Source organism: Actinopolymorpha rutila (assembly GCF_013407855.1).
Lineage (GTDB): Bacteria > Actinomycetota > Actinomycetes > Propionibacteriales > Actinopolymorphaceae > Actinopolymorpha > Actinopolymorpha rutila.
On sequence record NZ_JACBZH010000001.1, the window covers coordinates 4,225,344 to 4,246,686 of the forward strand.

Consider the following 21,343-nt stretch of genomic DNA (forward strand, 5'->3'; position numbering starts at 1 on the left):
GTGCCGCGAAGTAGGGCGCCGACCCGCGGGTCACCGGGTGATCCCCGGGTACCGCTGCTCCCGCGCACTTCGTCCCCCTTCACCCGTCTTGTTCAGGTCAAGCGTGGGCGGCCGAGGAGAGACCATTCCGGGTTTTGGGTCCGAGCATCCGACTGTCACAGTTTCCCTATCGTCATGGTAGGGAATTCCGACCGCTGAGGTCGTCAGACAGCACAGTCCACAAGCACCCGCAATGGAACCGATGATGATCACCAAGACGTCGACCGGAATGATCTCCGGCACCGCACAGCAGGACCTGTCCATGCTCGCGAAGCTCGTACAGGAGGTTGCCGACGACACAGCCCGGTGGCGGCCGCTCGTCCGCTTCCGGCCCGGGAAGCGCTGGTGGGCCCGCCTGTTCGCGAACGACCATGTCGACGTGTGGCTGCTCACCTGGCTGAGCACGCAGGCAACCGAACTGCATGACCACGGGGACTCCGCGGGGGCTTTCACGGTGGTCGCTGGTGCCCTCGACGAAATCCGACCCGACGAGCGCGGAGCGCTCACGTCCCAAGTCCTCACGGTGGGGAAGACCGGCCGGGTCGCTGTCGGCAACGTGCACGACGTTCGCAACAACCACGCTGCACCCGCCATCAGCATCCACGCCTACTCGCCACGCATCACCCGCATGACCTACTACCGACACGGCCCGAACGGACTGAGCGTCGCACGGACCGACGTGACCGACGAGCCCGAACAGGATCCGCTCCCAGAACGTCCATGACCGTACGGGCGGCCAGCTGGCGGTCAAGCCTGAACAGATGACAGTCCTTGGTTGTCTACCGCGGGACAAGGTCAGGAATGCGCCCTCGTTCGGACGGTCCGCAGGCCAGCGCAGTCACGAGATCACGGGCCTGCGCGCGGATCTCGGGGACCGCCGTGGTCTCCCAGAACCGGCCGCGCCGCAGTGGACCTACCAACCACAACCGCGGGATCGGTTGGCCGTCGCGCCTGACGACGTTGCCGTCCGGACTCACATCGAGGCCGAGCCCGTGCGGGCCCAGCCGCGCCCGGCCCTCGTCGAGCAGCGTGCGCACCAGCCCGTCCGCGGCGGCAGGAAGGCGACCCGGACCCGTGCAGCTGACGGTGGCACCGAAGCCGTCCCCCCATGACACCGTCGCTGCCTGCCCCGAGCATTGCCCCAAGCGCGGATCGCGACCGTCTGGGCCCACCGCACGTACCCGCAGCGCGCCGGAAGCCTGGAGCTCGGCAAGCTCCTCGGCCACCGCCGGCGCCATCCGGTGACGATGGATCTCCCAGTGACGACCCAGATGGCGAAGGAAGCGCTCCTGGTCCGCGACGGACAGGCTGGCCCACACCTCATTCAGCCGCGGGCGGAGGACGTTCATGACCGCCCGCCAGTCCCCGCAGTGGTCCGCAGCCCGGCGCACCACACGGACCAGGGCGGGCAGCGAAGAGGGCAGCCGGGGTGGAAGGAGAACAGGCGGAGCCGCCGTCTCGCCTTTGGGATGCGTCCGCGGCAGAAGCCCATGCCGCGACACCGCGGTCACCTGGGCGCTCTGTCCCGTCCTGAACAAGGTCAACGCCACGTCGACCGCCGTGAGCCCGGTTCCCATCAGCAGGACCGGTCGGGTCCGAGGCACAGCCGCCAGCGCCTGCGGCGACCACGGGTCCCCCACGTGAACAACCCCGCCCGGCGCCTTCGACCAAACATCGGCGCGTGGACACAACGTCCGGGGACTGCCAAGAGCGAGGACAATGTGATCAGCACGAACGGCAGGTCCGCGATCAAGCTCCACGAGCTGCCCCGACGCACACGACCGTGTCGCGGTGGCCCGCGCTGAGCGCACCGTCAGCCGTCCAGGCGCGGCCGCAGACGCCGCCTCGAGCACGGACACCAGGTAGTCCCCATACACCAAGCGAGGCAGGAAGTCGCCCGGCTGGACCGGCATCCCCCGCGACCGGCACCACATGAGGAACCCGTCCATGTCGTCCGGGTCGGCACTCATCGACCCAGCCGGCGCGTTCAGTAGGTGCCATGGTGACGCAGCCTCGTACGCGAGACCCCGCGCCAGCCGGGGAGTCGGTTCGACCACGACCACACGATCGTCCGTACGGCGCAGCGCCTCCACGGCGACCAGGACACCGCTGCACCCGCCTCCCACCACTACGACAACTCGCGACCTCACCCCTCCACCCCCGTGTCCATATAGCTCCGCGTAATCCTACTAACTCACTAGGTTAGATGGGTTATCTACGAACAACGGCGGGATCCCACATAACTCAGGGGTGACCGTCGACGGCCTGGGTCGGTTCTACGCATCGACTGGTCGCGGGCAGTGACGAACCTGTCCATTGGACGTTTCTTCGTTGAGCGACGGCTGCGTCTGAGCTAACTTTTCCTATCGGCGAAGTAGGTTACGTAGGGGCGAACATGTCACGATCGAAATCCGGAACTCAGGTGGCCGCAGCTGCGGTGGCTGCCGTCGTCGCCTTGGTGATGACAGCCTGCGGTGGCGGCAACGCCTCCTCGGCAAGCGGTGACTCAGGAAGCAAGAAGGTGTCGCTGTCCCTGGTCGCGTACTCCACTCCGCAGGCTGCCTACGAGAAGATCATCAAGGCCTTCCAGGCCACGCCCGAGGGTAAGAACGTCACGTTCACCCAGTCCTACGGGGCATCCGGCGACCAGAGCCGCGCAGTGGCGGCGGGCCTGAACGCCGACGTCGTGGCCTTCTCGTTGGAGCCGGACATGACGCGACTCGTCGACGCCGGCCTGGTCGCGAAGGACTGGAACACCGATGCGAACAAGGGCATGGTGACCGACTCCGTGGTCGTGATCGCCACCCGGAAGGGCAACCCCAAGCACCTGCGGACCTGGGGGGATCTCACCAGGCGCGGCGTCGAGGTGATCACGCCCAACCCGTTCACCTCTGGCGGTGCCCGGTGGAACGTGATGGCAGGGTACGGCGCCGTCTCGGACAAGGGCGCGAACAAGGCGGCCGGGATCACCTATCTCAACGGGTTGTTCAAGAACGTGCCGGTCCAGGACGACTCCGCCAGGAAGGCTTTGCAGACGTTCACCTCCGGCAAAGGTGACGCCATGCTGGCCTACGAGAACGAGGCGATCTTCGCCCAGCAGAACGGCCAGGCCATCGACTACACCCTGCCCGACTCGACGATCCTCATCGAGAACCCGGTCGCCGTGACGAGCAAGAGCAAGCACCCGAAGGAAGCCAAGGCGTTCGTCGCCTTCCTTCACTCCAAGCAGGCCCAGCAGATCTTCGTCGAGAACGGTTACCGGCCGGTCGAGCACGGCGTCCCCGGTGCCGACAAGTTCCCAACGCCGTCGGGCCTCTTCACGATCAAGGATCTGGGTGGCTGGCCAACGGTGATGAAGGAGTTCTTCGACACCCAGAACGGCGCGGTCGCGGCTATCGAACGCGACAAGGGCGTGTCGGTGAAGAAGTAGAACCGTGCCGGAGTCGATCCAGGAACTCACGAAGAAGCCCCGAGACCCGACCTCGGGTGAGCCGGTGCCGTCGTCCCAGGCCGATGGCACCGGCCGGAACATCGCGCTCGCGTTTCGCGGCCGGGCTGGTACCGCGCTCGGCCTGGGCACGGCACTGACCTATCTCAGCCTGATCGTTCTCATTCCGCTCGCTGCTGTCGTGTGGCGTTCGGCCGGGCACGGACCCGACTACTTCTGGCGGTCGGTCACCACTCCTGACTCCTGGGCCGCGCTACAACTGACGGTCGGCGCCTCGGTGATCGTCGCTGTGGTGAACCTGGTGATGGGGACCGTCATCGCCTGGGTACTCGTTCGCGACCAGTTTGCGGGCAAGAGCGTCGTCGACACGTTGATCGATTTGCCGTTCGCGCTGCCCACGATCGTGGCCGGGCTGGTGCTGCTGGCGCTCTACGGCCCGAAAAGCCCCTTGGGCGTCAACCTCGCCTACAAGCGAGCCGGCGTTGTGGCCGCCCTGCTGTTCGTGACGCTGCCGTTCGTCGTACGCACCGTGCAGCCGGTCCTGCTCGAACTCGACCAGGAGATGGAACAGGCCGCGGCGTCGTTGGGCGCCGGACGCTGGCTGACCTTCCGTCGGATCATCCTGCCCAACCTGCTACCGGCGATGACTGCAGGTACGGCGCTCGCGTTCACGCGTTCGATGGCGGAGTTCGGCTCGACGGTGCTCATCTCGGGCAACCTGCCGTTCAAGACCCAGGTCGCGGCAGTGAACATCTTCGGCAAGATCGAGAGTGACGATCCCATCGGCGCCGCGGCCGTGTCGACCGTACTGCTGGTCGTCGCCCTGCTCGTACTATTCCTCCTCGACCTCGTTCAACGCTGGCGAGCTCGCCGTGGCTAGCGGTGGAGTGACGGGAGTCGGCACATCCGAGCCGACCGCCGCGAAGTACTGGCTGCGGACGCTCGCGTTGGTCTACCTGCTCTTCCTCCTGGTCTTGCCGGTCGGCCTGATCGCCTGGCGTACCTTCGGTGGTGGGATCGGCCCGTTCGTCACAGCCCTGACCTCCCCTGAGGCCGTGCACGCATCTCGGGTGACCGTCGTCGTCGCAGCCTGGGCGGTCGGGGCCAACACCGTCTTCGGGGTCGGGGCCTCGCTCCTACTCGTACGTCACCAGTTCCCCGGCAAGAGACTGCTCGCAGCCCTCATCGACCTGCCAATGGCCGTGTCACCCGTGGTGGTCGGCCTCGCCCTCACCCTGGTGTACGGCAGATTCACACCGATAGGTGGCTGGCTGGAGTCCCGCGGCATCCAGGTGATCTTCTCGACCCCCGGCATGGTGCTCGCGACCGTGTTCGTCTCCCTGCCTCTCGTGGTGAGCGCGGTCGTCCCCGTGCTCGAGGAGCTCGGGGACGAGCAGGAGCAGGCCGCACGGACCCTCGGCGCCGGCCCCTGGCAGACCTTCGGCCGCATCACGCTACCCGGCATCAGATGGGCGCTCGCCTACGGTGTCGTACTCTGCCTCGCCCGGGCCCTGGGTGAGTACGGCGCGGTCGCGGTCGTGTCGGGCCGCCTCGTCGGTCAGACCCAGACGCTCACGCTCTTCGTCGAGGAGCGGTTCCAGAACTTCGACCAGCCGGCCGCGTTCGCTGCGGCCACTGCACTCGCGCTGCTCGCGATCGTGACCCTCCTGGTGACCAAACTGCTCAGGCCGAAGGGCGGCAGCCGATGACCATCGAAGTCCGCAACATCAACAAGTCCTTCGGTGACACGCCGGTTCTGCGCGATGTCTCCACCACGGTGGAATCCGGTTCACTCACCGCGCTCCTCGGACCCAGCGGCGGCGGGAAGTCGACCCTGCTCCGCGTGATCGCCGGGCTGGAGCAGCCTGATTCGGGCACAGTGCGGATCTCCGGCGTGGACGCGACCCGCATGGCGCCGCAGCGGCGCAACGTGGGGTTCGTATTCCAGCACTACGCCGCGTTCAAGCACATGACGGTCTTCAACAATGTCGCCTTCGGCCTGCAGGTACGCAAGCGCGGCAAGCAGGAGGTCCGCCGGCGCGTCACCGAACTCCTCGAACTCGTCCACCTCGAGCAGATGGCCAACCGATACCCCGCGCAGCTGTCCGGAGGGCAGCGGCAGCGGATGGCGCTCGCCCGGGCACTCGCAGTCGAGCCCGAGGTGCTGCTTCTCGACGAACCCTTCGGCGCGCTGGATGCCCAGGTACGCAAGGAACTCCGAGCGTGGCTCCGACGGCTGCACGACGAGGTGCACGTGACGACAGTGTTCGTCACCCACGACCAGGAGGAAGCGATCGAGATCGCCGACTCCATCGTCGTACTCGCCAACGGAGTGGTCGAACAGGCCGGAAGCCCGCACGACATCTACGACAACCCGGCAAACCCTTTCGTGATGCGGTTCCTCGGCCCCGTCACAGAGATCGGCGGGCACCTGTACCGACCACACGACATCGACCTGTCGATTGAGCCACGGGCCGGCTCCACTGTGGCGAGGGTCACCCGCGTGGTGAGGTTGGGCTTCGAGGTCCGGGTGGAGATGCAGATCGGCGAGCAGGAGGCGTGGGCGCAGGTGACCCGCGGCCTTGCCGGACGGCTCGGCCTCAAACCAGGCAGCACGATCCACATCATGCCAAGCCCAGACTCCCGGCTCCGGGTGGAGCCCGAGACGTCGCCGTCCGCGACCGCCTGACCGTCCGCCCGGCTCGACCCCTCAAACACAGCCCGGCAGGAAGATGGCCGCGGCCGACAGCCAGCGAAGCCTGGTGTAGGTCAACGTTCTGACGAACATGACGCACCGCCGACCACACAGTGAGCGTTCGTCTATCCCTCGTAGGTGTCTGGGTTGGGTCCGACTCGGCCGGTGGGGCCGCGGTTGAGCGCGTCGATCGAGGCCATCTGGTCTGGAGTGAGTTCGAAGTCGAAGACGGCGATGTTCTCGTGCATGCGCTGGGGGCGGGTCGATTTGGGGATGGCGATGTGGCCGTGCTGCATGTGCCAGCGCAGGATGACCTGTGCTGTGGACTTGCCGTGGGCCGCGGCGACCTGGCCGATGGTGTCGTCGGTCAGAGGTGCACGGTTGTGACCGAGCGGGCTGTGCGCCTCGACGGCGATCCCATGCCGGCGAGACGCCTCGCAGGCTTCGTCGTTAGCGAAGTAGGGGTGCAGCTCGAACTGGTTCACCACCGGCGTGATGCCGGTCTCGGCGACGATCCGGTCCAGGTGCGCGGGCTGGAAGTTGGAGACGCCTGCGCTCCGGAGCCGGCCCTCTGCGACGAGTTCGGTCAACGTCGCCCAGGTCGAGGCATAGTCGCCACCGTAGAGTGTGGGAAGCGGCCAGTGGATCAAGAACAGGTCGAGCTGATCCAGGCCGAGGTTGTTCAACGTCTGGTTCACCGAGCGCCGCACATCGTCGGGGGCATGGTTGTCATTGGCGAGCTTGCTGGTGATGAACAGCTCGTCGCGGGCGATCCCCGACGCGGCGATCGCCCGGCCAACGCCGCGCTCGGTCCCGTAGGACTGGGCGGTGTCGATGTGGCGGTATCCGGCTTCCAGCGCCTGGGAGACGATGTTGGCAGTCGTCTCGGCGTTGGCGTCGCTGGACTTCCGGTCCGGCTGCACGGCAAGCGTGCCGAACCCGATCTGCGGGATCGTGCTGCCGTCGCTGAGGGTGATCCGGGGTACAAAGTCGCGGTCGATCTCCATGAGTCCTTCTGTCTTGTGAACTGCTACCCGAACGTGGACGGTGCCCAGCGGGACGAGCAGGGGGCCGCCACCGGGTTCGAGGCTACGGAGAGGCGCGCGGGTAAGACAGGACCTGGCAGACCCCCTCACCGCAGACCCCCCCAGATCTGTTACCCAGCGTCACAGGCGGCGTCAGGCTCGGTGCCGCGTAGGGTTCAGGGCATGGTCGATGCGTCTGAGGTGCGAGAGTTCTTGACGTCACGTCGGGCCAAGATCACCCCCGAGATGGCGGGGCTGGTCTCCTACGACGGCAGCCGTCGCCGCGTCCCCGGGCTCCGACGGGAGGAGGCGGCCACCCTCGCCGGGGTGAGCGCCGATTACTACAAGCGTCTTGAACGCGGCAACCTCGCCGGGGTCTCCGACAGCGTGCTCGAAGCGATCGCCCGGGCGTTGCAGCTCGACGACGCCGAACGAGACCACCTCTACAACCTCGCCCGAGCGGCGAACCCGACGCCGAGGAACCGCACGGCGCCTGCGCCGGAGCGGGTTCGCAGCAGCGTTCGGTACATGCTCGACGCGATCACCGAGGCGCCCGCGTTCGTGCGGAACGAGCGCCGCGACATTCTCGCGGCGAACCTCCTGGGTCGTGCCCTGTACGCGCCTTTGTATGACGACCCGATCCAGCCGCCGAACACCGCACGGTTCATCTTCCTCGACGCGCGGGCTCGCGACTTCTACCACGACTGGGACCAAGCCGCGAACAATGTGGTTGCCGTCCTGCGCACTGCCTCGGGCAAGCACTCACACGACCGCCGACTGGCCGAACTCATCAACCACCTGGACGAGCACAGCGATGAGTTCCGCGCTCGTTGGGCCGCCCACGATGTGCGTCACCACTACTCCGGCCGTAAGCACTACCACCATCCCCTGATCGGTGAGGTCGAGCTGATGTTCGAGGCCATGCCGCTCGGCCACGACCAAGGGCTCACCCTGGCCGTCTACCCAGCTCGCCCCGGATCAGCTGCAGCAAACGCACTCCGGCTCCTCGCCAGCTGGACCCTGCCAAGCCAGGACCACACGACCCCCAAGGGGTAGCCAATCGCTTTCGCCGGCGCTGACGCACTCACCAGCTCCACAAGCTGTGGCTGGTGCCGCCAACACACTGAGCTCGACTGCGACGACCACCACATGATTGCGATCGCTGCGCCAGCCGTAGGCAGGGGTGTCGGTCTCGGCTCCGTTCCGGCAAGGTGTTCCAGATGACCACCCGGACTCATTGGCAAGAGTGGCATGAGCCCTACGCCGATGAGAACTCCCCGCTCTCGCGTCGGCTACGGCTGGTGCAGCAGCACATTGCCTCGTGGCTTGACCAGCGTTCCGACGAGCGGCTGACTGTGGTGAGCGCGTGCGCGGGGCAGGCCCATGACCTCATAGGTGTTCTCGCCGCAAGAGCTGACGCTCATCGCGTACAGGCAACCCTGCTTGAGTACGACACGGGCAACGTGGCCGCGGCCAAGGTCGCCGCCGATCGGGCCGGTCTCTCAGATCTCGTGATCAGGCAGGCCGATGCGGGTCAGCTCTCTTCGTACGCCGGGACGCACCCGGCCGATCTGGTGCTCATGGTCGGGGTCTTCGGCAACATCACCGACGCCGATGTGAAGCGAACGATTGCCGCCCTGCCGCAGCTGTGCGCCGAGGGCGCCACCGTGATCTGGACCAGGACACGACGAGCACCGGACCTGACGCCAGCGGTACGGGAATGGCTCCGCGATGCGGGCTTCGTGGAGGAGGCATTCCACGCGCCGGACGGTGTGCGATTCTCTGTCGGCGTTCACCGGTTCGAAGGCACCCCGCGCCCCCTGGACGTCACTGGAGCGATCTTCACCTTCGTCAACTGACGGGATGGTTCACGGGGCGTTGCGGTCTCCGATGCGTTCACCGGGGCGACCAGAGCCGTCGCGGGCGGTGCAGCGTGCGTTTCGGCGGTTGATCGCCGACGCCGTCTCGATCAGCCTGGGAACTCCCACCAAGCAGGCCGTCGGAACGCAGCGGATTCGTTCACAAGGGGTAGCGCGGCCTTCATGGATGCACCCTGAGGGGCTACCACTCAGTGCAGCGAGTCGGCATAGGAGTGCGGCGGCAGCAGGTCGAGGCCGTCGGGGTTGTTCAGGTGACCGGGGCCGCTTCCGGGCGCTCCATTGTGTCCGTACTGCCAGACGATCCGGTTCTTCTTCGGGTCGACGACGATGACACGGTCGTTCGCGTCGTCGTTGAGGATGATGTCGCCGTTCGGCAGTGGGAGCGCGAGGGACGGCTTGGACAGCCCGCGTGCACCTGCATGGCGGAAGCGCCAGAGCACCTTGCCCGACTTGTCGAACAGCAGCACCTGGCCCGGGTCGGAGTAGTCGACAGTGAGGTAGGCGTTCGGCCCGTAGCGGTTGGTGTCGGAAGGGTAGGTCACGCCGCGTGGGTGGGTCGACCAGAAGACGTGCCCGTGCTGGTCGACCTCGTCCACCCAGTCACCGTTGATCTCGGTGACGAGGAAGTGGCCGTTACCCAGCGGGAACATCCCGTTCGGACTGCCGTACTGCCGGGGCGGGTTGTGCACACAACTCCCCGGCAGGCCTGCATGCCAGAGCACTCCGCTGCTGCGCGGGGGCATCTCGAGGATCCGGCAGTTCATGATGTCGGCCACGACGACGTTCCCCGAGCGCAGCATCATCGCGTCGTCGGGGTGGTGCAGGCGTGACGTTCCGCCGCCGGGTGTGTTCAGCCTGCCGTGGCGCCACACGATCCTGTGCCGCGCCACGTCGACGACGGTGACCACCTCGGAGTCCTCCTCGGTGGCGATGATCTGACGGCCGTCCGGAGTGAAGAAGGCGTCGTCGGGCACCGGGAACTTCTGGCCGGGTGCGAGGTCGCCTTTCCGCGGGAACTGCCAGCGCACTCTGCCCTGCGGGTCGACCACGAGGAGGCGGTTGTTGTCCCGGTCCGCGATCAGCACCGGCCCGGGAAGCACGCTCGGGTCCGACCCGTGCGCGAGGTGGCCGGCACCGGCGCGCGACACACGAAGCAGCGGGAGGGCCGTGGTGGGCGAGGCCTTCGCCCGTGTTGGCGAGGGTGAGGGCGTTGCCCGCGCTCCCCGGGCTGCCCGCGCTGCCTCGCCGACGTTCCTGGACGGGGTGGCCCGTCGCCCTGGCGGTGAGTGCGTGGTGGCGGACTCGGCGGCCGAACAGGCTCCCAGTGCCGCAAGGAGAGCGACCGTACATCCGAGTGCCGCCACACGGCGTGGGACCGCGCCCCCAGCCGCCGCACCACGGCGCAATGACCCCATCATGGCCACATCGTTCACCTGTTTCCTGGGTGGCTTCGCGTGGGGTCGTCGTCACCTCTGCCGAGGACCCCCGACGCTTCGATCGTCCGGGTTGGCGACGACACGTGTGAGATGTCGGATTCCGTGGTGGGTGGTCCCCGCGCCGCCCCGCCCGGGGGTCGCGGGGCTTATGGCCATACCGTTGGCGCGTGCGTAAGGCGACGAGCCTGGTGCTGACCGCGGCAGTTCTGGTGGCCGGCGCTGGGTGCGCTTCATCGACGAGGGCGGCCAACGTCCCCTCGCCGACGTCAGCATCGCCGTCGTCAATCAGGGCGACGTCGACCCGATCGCCGAGCAACGTCCCGCACCCGCCGGCGCCGTCCTCGCCCGCGCGGCTGGTTGCCCGCAGGGTTGGCTGGCGGTTGCCGCATGCCGTTTCCCGCCCGGTGGCGGTGGCCCTGGGAAACCGCTGCCTGCTGTTGGGTGGGCTGGCCCCAGGTGATGTCTCCACCGCGGCCGTGACCTCCCTCGACCCGCCCACCAGGGCCATCCGGCCGGCGGGACAGCTGGCGGCGGCGGTGCACGACGCGGCGGGTGCCGTGATCCACGGGAAGGGGTTCGTGTTCGGCGGAGGCGCCGGCTCCAGCGTGTCGACCGTCCAGGTCTGGAGCGGCGGCTCGACCCACATAGCCGGACACCTGCCCAGCCCCCGCTCGGATGCGGCCGCGGCGACGTCCGGCGGTACGGCGTACGTGCTCGGCGGTTATGACGGCCGGCAGCTGACAGCGAGCGTGCTGGCCACCGCAGACGGCGCCAGGTTCGGCACCGCGGGTCGGCTCGCCCAGCCCGTCCGCTACCCCGCGGTCACCGCCCTGCGGGGGCAGCTGTGGGTGGCGGGAGGACTGCTCGGCGCCACCGAGAGCAACGCCGGGGCGCAGACCAGCGACGTGCAACGCTTCGACCCGGCCACCGGACACTCCAGCGTGGTGGCTCACCTTCCGGTCCGCTTGGCGCACGCCGCCGCGTTTGTCGAAGGTGGGCAGCTCTACGTGGCCGGCGGCAAGGTGAACGGGACTCCGCAGACGTCGATCTACCGGATCGACCCGAGCAACGGCAAGGTCACCGTGGCCGGGAAGCTGCCCGGACCGCGCGCCGACGCCGGGGTGTGCACTGCCAATGGCACCACGTGGCTGCTCGGTGGAGAACTGGGCGGTGCAAGCGCCTTGCTTGACACCGTGGTGAAAGTGTCAATCCGGCGTTGATAGCCGAACCGGACCTCGGGAACGGCTTCCGAGTCCCAACCCGCTCCACCCCGCCGGACTGGTCCCCGGACTGGAATGCCGCCGTACGGCCGTAGCTGAGGTGCATCGACGGGCACGTGCTGTTGGCCCCTCCGAGACGCTTGGTGTGGTCGACGACTGGCCGGGAGGTGGCGAGCACGTCCTGGTGCCCTGAGCCATCAAAGCGGGGGCCGCAGGACGTAGCCGACACCGCGGACGGTGTGGATCAGCGGCTCAGCACCGCCATCGATCTTGCGGCGGAGGTAGGAGATGTAGAGCTCGACGACGTTGGCCGTGCCGCCGAAGTCGTAGTTCCAGACGCGGTCCAGGATCTGCGCTTTGGACAGCACCGTGCGCGCGTTGAGCATCAGGAACCGCAGCAGCTCGAACTCCGTCGGGGTCAGCTCGATCAGCCGGTCACCGCGGCGGACCTCGCGGGAGTCCTCCTCGAGCATCAGGTCGGCGACCCGCAGGCAGGCGCCGCGCGGGACTGTGATGGCCGCGCGGCGCATCACCGCACGCAGCCGGGCAATCAGTTCCTCCAGGCTGAACGGCTTGGTGACGTAGTCGTCACCACCGATGGTGAGCCCGCGAATGCGATCTTCGGTAGCGTCGCGTGCAGTGAGGAAGACGACCGGCGCGTCCACCCCTTTGGCGCGAAGTGCCGCGAACAACGCGAAACCGTCGGTGCCGGGCAGCATCACGTCCAGCACGATCGCGGACGGCTCGAAGTCGAGCGCCTTGGCCACCGCATCCTCGGCGGAGCAGGCAACCACGGCGTGCCATCCCTCAAGGCGCAGCGCGGAGGCAATCATCTCCGCGAGGTAGCGCTCGTCGTCGACGATCAACACCCGGACCGGCAGCTCCGCCACGACTCGTCCATCTTTGCCGCCGCGTTCGCACAATGGACGCGTAGTCGTCATCCAGCCAGCCTGTAGGAAGAAACCTGCACACAACCTGACAGGTCACGTCCCCGGCAGGTCGATCACGAAGCGGCCGTTGCCGCACGGTTCCGCGCGGACCACTCCGCCGACGGAATGGGCCAGCCGGCGAGCCAGGGCCAGCCCGAGGCCGGCGCCTTCCCCGGCCGAGGTGTACCCAGGAGAGAAGACGAGTTCGGCGTCCTCGGCTCGTACGCCGTCACCATCATCTTCGACGACGAGGTGCACCCGCGGATGCACAGTACGGGCCTCGACCGTTACGGCAGTGCGCGCGTGGCGAACGGCATTGTCGACGAGGGGTGCCAGGGCCGCCACGACGACAGCCTGCGGCGCGGCGAGAGGCACCGGCGAGGTGCCCGGCACCATGGTGATCGTGACACCCTCCCTTCCTGTTACGCGGTGGCGCACCTCGTCCAGGACGGCCGCGGCGGTGGTGGAGGTCCGGTCCTCCGCGTGTGCCGATCTCGCGACGGTCAGGATCGTCGAGATCGACTGGTTCATCTGCTCGGTGGCCCTCACCACGGCGAGCAGGGCTGCTCGTGTCGGGTCGGGAACGTTTGGGTCGAGCAGGGCGAGTTCGGCTTCGGAACGGATCGCGGTGAGCGGGGTGCGCAACTCGTGGGCCACCTCATCGGTCAGCCGGCGTTCGGTGACGATCGCCCGGGAGATCCGGTCCAGCATCCGGTCGAGCGTCTGGGCGAGCTCTGTCAGCTCCTCCCGGGGTGGCCCAAGCGCGAAGCGGCCGGACAGGTCGTGTTCACGCCAGTCGTCGGCTCGTCGCGCCATCTGGCGTACCTGGCGAAGGGAGTACCGCGCCGCCGCCCAGGACGCGGTACCGGCCGCCACGACGATGAGCCCGCCCAAGGTGAGCGACAACCACAGGCCGCGCCGCTCTGACGACTCGTAGGGAGCGAGGTCGACGCCGGCGACCACCACGGCCGCGACGGGACCGCGGCCCCGGCTGCGCGCGGGAAGCGCCAGCAGGCGGTACCGGCCGGAGACAACCTGGGAGGCTTCGCGGGAGGTCCGGCTCAGCGATGCCACTGCACGCGCGAGACCAGGAGAAGGTGCATGGCCGTCTATCCGGTTGCCACGCAGGTCGTAGATCCAGAGGTTCTGATCAAGGGAGTCGGCCGGAACGTCGAGCACCCGTGGGTGCTCGGGCGTGCCGCGCACCGTTGTCACTGCTGCGTCCGCCCGGTCGCGCAGGGCGTTGATCGACTCGGTACGTGTGACGTGAGCGAGCAGGACCTGGACACCGACCACAAGCACGCCCACCACGACCAAGGCGGCGACCGTGGTCGTAGCGACCAGGCGCGCCCTGAGTGTGAGATGACCTATCGCCACGTGTAGCCGACACCCCGCCGTGTCTCCAGCGAATGCGGGGCGCCGAGTTCCTCGACCTTGCGCCGAAGCCGGCGGATGTAGGAGTCCAGGGTGTTGTCGTTGACGACAGCGCCCATCGGCCAGCCCGCCGCGACCAGGGCGTGACGCCGGACGACCTGACCGGCACTGCCGACGAGTTTGGCGAGGATGCGAAACTCCGTCGGCGTGAGTGGAAGGGTCCGGTCGCCGAACGTCACAGCGTGCCGCGAGGAGTCCAGCCGAAGCACCTGCTGAGGCTCCATGGTCTGGACGTGCCTGCGGCCGAGTGCCGAGATCCGCGCCAGCAACTCGGGAAGCTCGAACGGTTTCGTCAGATAGTCATCGGCGCCCGCCTCGAAGCCGGCGACCTTGTCATGGATGGCGTCCAGAGCGGTCAGCATCAACGCCGGCGCGGACACGCCGTTGGCCCGCAACGCCAGGCACACGTCGCGGCCGTCGGAGTCCGGAAGCCCGATGTCGATGATCATCACATCCGGCGACGCGCCGGGAAACACCCGCAAAGCCTCGCCTCCGTCGTGGGCGATCACGACGTTATGCCCGGCAGACCGGATCGCGCGAGCCAGCACGGAGCGTAACGCGGCGTCGTCCTCACAGACCGCTACTGTCGACACGGCGGTCACCATAGCCGTGCTTCCTACGTCGGGTGCCTCGCACCGGCCGCCCCGGGTTCCCCTGCCAGGCGTGGTCATGTCGTCACCCACACCAGACTTAGGGGCGCCCAAACATCTACTACCATCATCGTAGTATTAGACAGCCGGAGGCATGCCGCCACATACGCGCTTGGTCGACGAGAGGTCGCCGACCGGGATGAGGTGCGCGGCCGCCTCAGAAGCGAGGTGGGATGAACCTCCTGGATCCGCACAGCCTGTTGGCGACCCTGGGCGCCCTGACGCGTGTCAACGTGAGGTTGGCGGGGACCACCGCGCGACGCGCCGGACCGCCTTCTTCACCAGTTCCGCCTGCTCCTCCGGCAGTTTTCCCAGCAGCCAGTAGGCGCGGCGGCGCAGCCGCCGGCCTTCGGTGAGCCGTACGAGTAGCCGGCGCGGGAGGGCGCGGTAGCCGATGCCGTGTACGGCCACGATCCGCCCCTCGCGAACGACCGCCACGCCGATCTGGGCGGCAGGCCGCCGGCCGGAGGAGTCGGTGCGCAGGGCGAGCGGGTGCCGGCCCGTTGGCAGCTCGGGTACGTCATCCAGCGCCAGCACCGCCGACTGCGCCGGCACGATCCGGCCCGGCAGTGTGTGCGCGGAGCCGGCGCGCCCGACGACCACCTCGACGTCGTGCTGCCCTGCTCCCGGGCCGGTGCGTACCGGCAGTGACAGTTTCAGGTGGGACCCGCTGACGTGCAGTGGGCCGACCCCCAGCGAGGCGACCGCGCCGGCGAGTGCCTGGTCCCGGTCGTCCACCCGGAGGGTCAGCTGCCCGACCGGAAGTGTGCGCTGGGGGACGACGATCCGGGCTGGGTTACCGACAAGGGCGGGGACCACGGACTCGTCCCGCCGCTGGCGGCCGTCCAGTGTGATCCGCAGCGGACGGCCGAGGCCGAGGATCTGCGCTGACACCCACAGCTCGTAACGGCCGCCGGCCAACGGCGCGCCACCGGCCAGCCGGTCCGGATCGAGGGTGAACTCTCCCGTGCCGACCACCTGGTAGCGCGGCTGCGGGCCGTCGTGGGAGAGAGGCTCCAGCGAGCCCCGCAGGGGCTCGCTGGCGTACCACCAGGTGTCGGTCTCGCGATGGTGGGCACGTACCTCACCGGTCACGTGCTCGCACGGGTCGCCGACGTCCCACCCGTCAGGGAGGGTGGGCAGACCGGCGGTGAGCTCGTCGTCGAGGTGATACCTTCCGGCGCGTTCGGTTACCACGACCGGGCGCCCGTCGGTGTGCACCAGACCGACACGCAGGCCAACTCGGAACGCACCATCGTGCCAGCCCGCCGACTCCACCGACACCTCGGCGCGCACGTTCTCACACCGCTGGGCGAGCTCCCTCAGACCGTCGAGCCGGTCCCGCTGGAGCAACGTGACCCGCAACCGCATGATCGGCGCCAAACCGTCGACCACGCCACCGGGGCCGGACCCGAAGCGTTCCAGGGCGAGCTTGCGTACCTCCTTGTAGCCCGCGTTGCGGTAGGCCTCGGAGTAGCGGTTGAGCCTCGGCTCCCGCAGCCGGCCCATCATCTCCACCCGCAAGAAACGCCGGAGCAACCGGTCGCGCACCTCGCCGGGCTCGGTGCCCTCCACGACGGCGTCCATCACCTCGCGCAGGTTGCCGTAGTAGGCCCGCAGGTTGAGGGCGTTGCCGCTGTTGTTGCCGCCGTCGTCACGCCGGATCCAGAGGTAGCAGACGTAGTCGCCGACGATGGAGACCGACTTCGCGCGGGTGTACCCGCGGGCCATGAACAGCTGGTCCTCCAGGCGGACCCTGCCCTCTGGAAACCGGATGTCGTTGCCCAGCAGGAACGAGCGCCGGAACATCTTGTGCGGAGTGAGGCTCTCGATCAGCGGCGCGTCCGCGACGGTGCACGACGCAATCGTGTGCGCGAAAACGTTGCTGGGACCGGTCATCGTCCCGCCGACCTTGCCGAGCACGATGTCGGCGCTGTTGCGGGAGCCCAGTGTGTACATGCGTTCCAGGGCTTCCGGCGCGAGTTCGTCGTCCTGGTCCACGAACTGCACGTACTCACCACGCGCGAGCTCGACCCCGACGTTGCGCGGCTTGCCGGGCCAGCCGGAGTTCTCCTGGTGGTGCACCCGTACCCGCGGGTGGGCGGCGGCGAGCGCGTCCAGCCACGCGGGAGAGTCGTCGGTGGAACCGTCGTCCACAAAGACGATCTCGTACTCGTCGGGAGGAAGGCTTTGACCCAGCAACGACTCCGCGCACTGCTGGAGGTACGGACCGGGGTTGTAGACGGGTACGACGACACTGGCCTTGATCATTGAATCCCCCAGGCTGGTCAGCTCCTCGTGCCGCCGTGGTGCACACGCGTCGATGAGGTTCCCCGGCTTCTCATCAGGACAAACCGTCTGACTCGGCGAGGTGGCGCCCGTAGCGCTGATCTGACTCATCGCCCGAGCCGGGATCGGGTGCGTGGTTCTCGGTGCGGTCCACTTTTGTGAGGGACAAGAAGACGACGAGGGCGAGGATGACGGCGAGGAAGATGAAGCTGGTGCCGGTCGTGCCCAGGCCGAAGCCACCGTTCTTGGCCGGCTGGGACATGCCGTCACCGATCGAGGCGCCGAGTGGGCGGGTGAGGATGTAGGCGGCCCAGAACGCCAGTACCGCGTTCAGCCGAAGTCCCAGGTGTGCCACCGCGATCAGGGCGATCAGTGCCGCCACGATGCCCACCGTCGGCCAGTACCCCACGCCGAGCTTCTCGTCGAACAGGTCACCGGCGGAGGTGCCCAGGGCGAAGGTGAACAGGATCGCCAGCCAGTAGAAGGTCTCCCGCCGGCGGGTCACGATCGAGTGGATGGAGAGTGTGCGCTCGCTGGCGTACCAGACGGCGAACGTGATCGCGAGCAGCACCGCGAACAGGATGGTCGTGACGACGAGGGGTACTCCCAGGTCGTCGGCCAGTTTGTCGCTGATGAGGGTGCCGACGACGCTGATCAGGACCACCGAGAGCCAGTAGATCCCGGGGACGTAGCGGCGGGCGCGGAACTGGAAGACCAGGGCGATGATCAGGGCCGCGCTCATGACGTAGGAGGTCTTGTCCAGGCCGAAGCCCAGCGTGTCGTTCATGTAGTCCGCGGCGGTCTCACCGACCGTCGTACACAGAATCTTGATGATCCAGAAGTACAGCGTCACCTCGGGGACCTTGTTCAACATGGTCCGCAATGGGCTTTCGGTTGGTTCCAGGCGCACCGCACTCGTCATACCGGCCAGCCTGTAAGAAGAAGCCTGCACACAACCTGACAGGTCGGGGCACGCGTGGGATGTTCGGCGCAGTGAGCGGCGAGCTCACGGGCGGTCGGTCCCGCGCGCGGCCGATTCCCACCGATCCTGTACGGCGTACAGCAGCCCTGCGTGTGGAACGCCCGACGCTGGGAACGTCCGAGCGTAGGCAGCTTCGGCGATCTCAACCTGGTGCTCGGTGTCTCGTGCGGTTTCCGCGGATGCGGCAAGAGCAACGACCGTGACGGCGGTGACGGCGAGCGCCAGTCCTCGACGGCGTCGTGGTGGCTCGTCTTCCGAGCAACTTACCCAGGTCGTGCTACTACTTTTTTTGTAGTACCATCCTCGCGGCCAGAGGTCTGCTGCCCGAGACGTGTTCGCCGCACCAGGCAGATATCCGAACCGACTCACCTCAGGTGAGTCCGGACGAGGAGGCCTGCTTGTTGCGAGCGAAGGAGGCTGTGCTTCGGTGAATCCCCACGTCCGCATTGGCGAGGCGGCGGGACACGTCGAACATCTGGGCAAGGCGCGCCGGACGAGCCGTGACCGTGTGCTCATAATCTCCGGGTCCGTTGGTGCGGGTCACGACGGTGCGGCCGAGGAGCTTCGCCGACGGCTGATGCAACTGGGCCTGGACGTGGAGTGCCGGGACTTCCTCGACGCCCTTCCACGCTGGATGCGCTTCGTGTTGCGGTCGGGCTACGCGGCGAGCGTGACGCACGCGCCCCGCTTCTACGACTGGCTGTTCACCAGCATCGAACGTACCGGCCCGGTGCGGTGGCTCTGCCTGCTGCTGCCCAGGCTCGCCACCCGCACTGTCGCCCGGTGGTGTACAGATGCCGCCTCGGTGGTCTCCACCTACCCCCTGGCAAGTCAGTGCGTGGGACTGCTGGTCAAGCGCGGGGCGCTCGATGTGCCAACGGTCACCTACCTCACCGACCCCGCCGTGCACCGGCTGTGGGTCTGCGAGTACATCGACCGGCACCTCACGGTGCTTCCGGCCACCGCCGAACAGGGAGAGCTCGCCTACGGAATCCCGATGACAGCCGCCGGACCGCTCGTGCCCGATCGCTTCGGCACACCACTGCCCGAACACCGCCGCGCCGAACTGCGAGCGGAGCTCGGAATCGATCCGGAACGTCCCCTGGCGATCGTGGTCGCCGGCTCCCTCGGCATGGGCCGGGTGCCTGAGACCGTAGACGCCCTCGTTGCGACGGGCCGAGTGGTTCCGCTGGTGCTGTGCGGGCGTAACCACCACCTCCGACGAACGCTCCAGCGACGCCCGGGCGTCCTCGCCCTTGGCTGGCGCGACGACGTCCACGAACTGATGGGCCTGGGCAACGTCCTGGTTCACAACGCCGGCGGGTTGTCGTTCACCGAGTCACTCGTAGCCGGGCTGCCCGCGGTGACCTTCGCGTGCATCACCGGACATGGGCAGGCCAACGGCGACGTGCTGGCGCGGTACGGCATCGCGCCCCGTGCAGAGACGTTCGAGGACCTGTGCGCGGCTCTGGACCGTCAGCTGAGCCCAGGCGCATCCACTCGACTGCGGGAAAGCCTGGCTGACTCAGGCGATGATGCGGCGTCGGTGGTCGTCACCGACCTACATGAGGGACGACTGCGAGCCGGCCGCATGCCCGCTACCGAGCCCTCGGCGGCGAGCGCCACACGCCGCCCCAAGGTGCCCCGGCGCTCGCGCCGATGGCGGGTAGCGGCCGTCGCACTCATGACCACCGCCATGGTCACCCTGGGAACGACCAGGGGTGTGGATGCGGCCACCCGCCACGGTTTCGCCGTGGCCACGCTGGCCCCGGGCAGCGTCGCGATAGCGGTGGAGGGTGTGGCGCCGCACAGGCTCACCTCCTTCACCTCCGCCCTGCGCAACGCTGCGGCAGCCGTCGTCGTCCCGACCAAAGGGTGGACACCGGCTGACGTCCGGGCGGCACGTGAGCTCACTGCCGCAGGCGTGACCCTGGTGACCGAGCCCTGCGACGAGGTCGCAATGCTCAGCCAACCCAGCAGCTGTGACGCCGGGCGCATCCGCCGCGAACTGTCGCACCGACACATCGCAGTGGCGCCACTGATGCTCTCGGTCGGCAGCATCGACCCGGACGACCTGGTGCTGGCCGCGGTGAACGCCACAAAACTGCTCCGCGTCACCCGCGTCGTACCTCTTCGCGCCGCCGCCGCAACGCCTACCAGCCCGGTTGGTTCGGCACACTCGGCCGCCGGGCCGGGGAGCGTCGTACTCATCGACGACCGCGCCGCTCCTCCGCACGCACTCCCGGCCGAGTTGGCCACGCTGCGTCGTGCCTGTACCGCTCGCGGACTACGTGTCGTGTCTGTCGCGACCGCTCGAGCCGAGCGGTGACCTTGCGCTCATCCGCTCTGCACCCGATGCCGCCAGGTAGGCGGCCGTGACTGGCCTGGCGATCGCCCTGGCCCTGGGCGCGTCGATACTGTTCGGCGTCGGGACCGCGCTCCAGTCCAGCGTCGCCAAAGCCGGCGGGAGCACGCTGCAGTGGGGACTGGTCCGGCGCCTCGCCACGAATCGCCGATGGCTGACCGGAACGGTCTGCGTCGACGTCGGCGTGTTCGCCCACATCGCCGCCCTGCGCTTCGGGCCTCTGGCCCTGGTTCAGCCACTCGCGTTGGCAGGGCTTCTTTTCGCCCTCCCACTTGAGGCGCTGATGGGTGAGCGCCGGCTTTCAGCGGCACAGCTGGTCGCAGCCGCCGAGGTGGTCGCCGGACTCGCCGTCATCGTCGTCGCCGACCATGCCTCGAGGTCACGTCCAGAAGCCCCGCCGTGGCTGACCATGGTGGTCGTCGCTCCAATAGTCACTGCCTGCGCCTGCGTGGGGATCTATCTCCGCGACGGTGGTGTCCATGACCCGCGCTGGCGCGCGCTCACACTGGGCATCACCGCCGGAACGTGTCTGGGTGTCAGTTCTGTCTTCGTCCGTCAGACTCTGCTCGAGGTCGATGCGACAGGTGCCACCGCCCTGTGGTCACCCAGCGCCGCCACCTTCGCCATCACTGGCCTGATGGGGGTCCTGCTGTCGCAGGCGGCACTGGCCAGCGGCCGACTTTCCTGGTCCCTCCCAGCCCAGGACCTGACCGCCCTGCTGTCCAGCATCACCCTCGGCGCCGTACTCCTCGGCGAGATGCCACATTTCGGTGCGGGGGTCGCTGCCGTTGACGCCCTGGCGCTGATCGCGCTTGGCCACGGTTTGGGCACCCTCGCCCAGCGGGCCGTGGATCCCGATTCGCACACCTGACAACGCCTCCACGGGCCCTGGGCAGAAGCTCCCCTCACCCAGCCGTGCGGGACCCGCGTCGCTCGGCTACGTGCGCGCCA

General features: G+C 68.1%; 18 protein-coding genes and 1 pseudogene. 10 read left to right on the forward strand and 9 right to left on the reverse strand.

The genetic code is table 11. The features are described 5' to 3' along the window. The first annotated feature begins 232 nt into the window (after positions 1–232). Positions 233–763 carry a cysteine dioxygenase gene (locus F4554_RS18855; RefSeq protein ID WP_179788782.1) on the forward strand — a complete coding sequence of 177 codons (531 nt, stop codon included), beginning with the start codon at positions 233–235 and terminating at the stop codon, positions 761–763. A gap of 55 nt (positions 764–818) precedes the next feature. On the opposite strand, the gene F4554_RS32325 is transcribed toward F4554_RS18855, so the two are convergent. After that, positions 819–1,388: an FAD/NAD(P)-binding protein gene (locus F4554_RS32325; RefSeq protein ID WP_238341341.1), complete on the reverse strand. Its 570-nt coding sequence runs from the start codon at positions 1,386–1,388 to the stop codon at positions 819–821. A gap of 363 nt (positions 1,389–1,751) precedes the next feature. Next, positions 1,752–2,189, reverse strand: a pseudogene (locus F4554_RS34070) (FAD/NAD(P)-binding protein); the annotation flags it as partial. A gap of 245 nt (positions 2,190–2,434) precedes the next feature. Here F4554_RS34070 and F4554_RS18865 point away from each other — a divergent pair. Genes F4554_RS18865 through F4554_RS18880 form a run of 4 tightly spaced genes read left to right on the forward strand, consistent with a single transcriptional unit; the run spans position 2,435 to position 6,176 of the window. After that, on the forward strand, positions 2,435–3,469 hold the full coding sequence (locus F4554_RS18865) for a sulfate ABC transporter substrate-binding protein (protein ID WP_179788784.1): 1,035 nt from the start codon (positions 2,435–2,437) through the stop codon (positions 3,467–3,469). A gap of 4 nt (positions 3,470–3,473) precedes the next feature. Then, positions 3,474–4,367 (forward strand): sulfate ABC transporter permease subunit CysT, encoded by an 894-nt coding sequence (gene cysT, locus F4554_RS18870; protein ID WP_337796099.1) that lies wholly within the window; start codon positions 3,474–3,476, stop codon positions 4,365–4,367. Further along, positions 4,360–5,196, forward strand: a complete 837-nt coding sequence (locus F4554_RS18875) for a sulfate ABC transporter permease subunit (RefSeq protein ID WP_337796100.1) — start codon at positions 4,360–4,362, stop codon at positions 5,194–5,196. Before cysT ends, F4554_RS18875 begins: the two co-directional genes overlap by 8 nt. Further along, a complete protein-coding gene (locus tag F4554_RS18880) occupies positions 5,193–6,176 on the forward strand; it encodes a sulfate/molybdate ABC transporter ATP-binding protein (protein ID WP_179788785.1) in 984 nt (327 codons plus the stop codon). The genes F4554_RS18875 and F4554_RS18880 overlap by 4 nt, the downstream gene beginning before the upstream one ends. Before the next feature lie 131 nt (positions 6,177–6,307). Here the strand turns inward: F4554_RS18880 and F4554_RS18885 are convergent, their stop codons facing one another. After that, positions 6,308–7,189 (reverse strand): aldo/keto reductase, encoded by an 882-nt coding sequence (locus F4554_RS18885; protein ID WP_179788786.1) that lies wholly within the window; start codon positions 7,187–7,189, stop codon positions 6,308–6,310. Between the two features lie 201 nt (positions 7,190–7,390). On the opposite strand from F4554_RS18885, the gene F4554_RS18890 reads away from it, so the two are divergent. Both F4554_RS18890 and F4554_RS18895 read left to right on the forward strand, forming a co-directional pair. After that, positions 7,391–8,263, forward strand: coding sequence for a helix-turn-helix transcriptional regulator (locus F4554_RS18890; protein WP_179788787.1), 873 nt, complete (start codon positions 7,391–7,393; stop codon positions 8,261–8,263). A gap of 164 nt (positions 8,264–8,427) precedes the next feature. Then, positions 8,428–9,066 carry a class I SAM-dependent methyltransferase family protein gene (locus F4554_RS18895; protein WP_179788788.1) on the forward strand — a complete coding sequence of 213 codons (639 nt, stop codon included), beginning with the start codon at positions 8,428–8,430 and terminating at the stop codon, positions 9,064–9,066. A gap of 209 nt (positions 9,067–9,275) precedes the next feature. Here the strand turns inward: F4554_RS18895 and F4554_RS33675 are convergent, their stop codons facing one another. Next, positions 9,276–10,235: an outer membrane protein assembly factor BamB family protein gene (locus tag F4554_RS33675; RefSeq protein ID WP_179788789.1), complete on the reverse strand. Its 960-nt coding sequence runs from the start codon at positions 10,233–10,235 to the stop codon at positions 9,276–9,278. Between the two features lie 668 nt (positions 10,236–10,903). Between F4554_RS33675 and F4554_RS18905 the strand changes: the two genes are divergently transcribed. Beyond that, positions 10,904–11,743 carry a Kelch repeat-containing protein gene (locus F4554_RS18905; protein ID WP_179788790.1) on the forward strand — a complete coding sequence of 280 codons (840 nt, stop codon included), beginning with the start codon at positions 10,904–10,906 and terminating at the stop codon, positions 11,741–11,743. Positions 11,744–11,940: 197 nt separating this feature from the next. On the opposite strand, the gene F4554_RS18910 is transcribed toward F4554_RS18905, so the two are convergent. From F4554_RS18910 to F4554_RS18930, 5 genes are all read right to left on the reverse strand, one after another. Further along, the gene (locus F4554_RS18910) at positions 11,941–12,633 is read right to left on the reverse strand and encodes a response regulator transcription factor (RefSeq protein ID WP_337796101.1); all 693 of its coding nucleotides are present in this window, start codon (positions 12,631–12,633) and stop codon (positions 11,941–11,943) included. 93 nt (positions 12,634–12,726) lie between these two features. After that, positions 12,727–13,983 carry an ATP-binding protein gene (locus F4554_RS33680; protein WP_179788792.1) on the reverse strand — a complete coding sequence of 419 codons (1,257 nt, stop codon included), beginning with the start codon at positions 13,981–13,983 and terminating at the stop codon, positions 12,727–12,729. Between the two features lie 56 nt (positions 13,984–14,039). Beyond that, positions 14,040–14,699 (reverse strand): response regulator, encoded by a 660-nt coding sequence (locus tag F4554_RS18920; RefSeq protein ID WP_179788793.1) that lies wholly within the window; start codon positions 14,697–14,699, stop codon positions 14,040–14,042. A 285-nt stretch (positions 14,700–14,984) separates the two neighbouring features. Beyond that, positions 14,985–17,027 carry a glycosyltransferase family A protein gene (locus tag F4554_RS18925; protein WP_179788794.1) on the reverse strand — a complete coding sequence of 681 codons (2,043 nt, stop codon included), beginning with the start codon at positions 17,025–17,027 and terminating at the stop codon, positions 14,985–14,987. 73 nt (positions 17,028–17,100) lie between these two features. After that, positions 17,101–17,919, reverse strand: coding sequence for a COG4705 family protein (locus F4554_RS18930; RefSeq protein WP_179788795.1), 819 nt, complete (start codon positions 17,917–17,919; stop codon positions 17,101–17,103). 535 nt (positions 17,920–18,454) lie between these two features. Between F4554_RS18930 and F4554_RS18935 the strand changes: the two genes are divergently transcribed. Together F4554_RS18935 and F4554_RS18940 are read left to right on the forward strand one after the other, a co-directional pair. After that, the gene (locus F4554_RS18935; protein ID WP_202889359.1) at positions 18,455–20,356 is read left to right on the forward strand and encodes an MGDG synthase family glycosyltransferase; all 1,902 of its coding nucleotides are present in this window, start codon (positions 18,455–18,457) and stop codon (positions 20,354–20,356) included. A gap of 46 nt (positions 20,357–20,402) precedes the next feature. After that, complete coding sequence (locus F4554_RS18940; RefSeq protein ID WP_179788796.1) at positions 20,403–21,263, forward strand: DMT family transporter; 861 nt, start codon at positions 20,403–20,405, stop codon at positions 21,261–21,263. Positions 21,264–21,343: the final 80 nt, after the last annotated feature.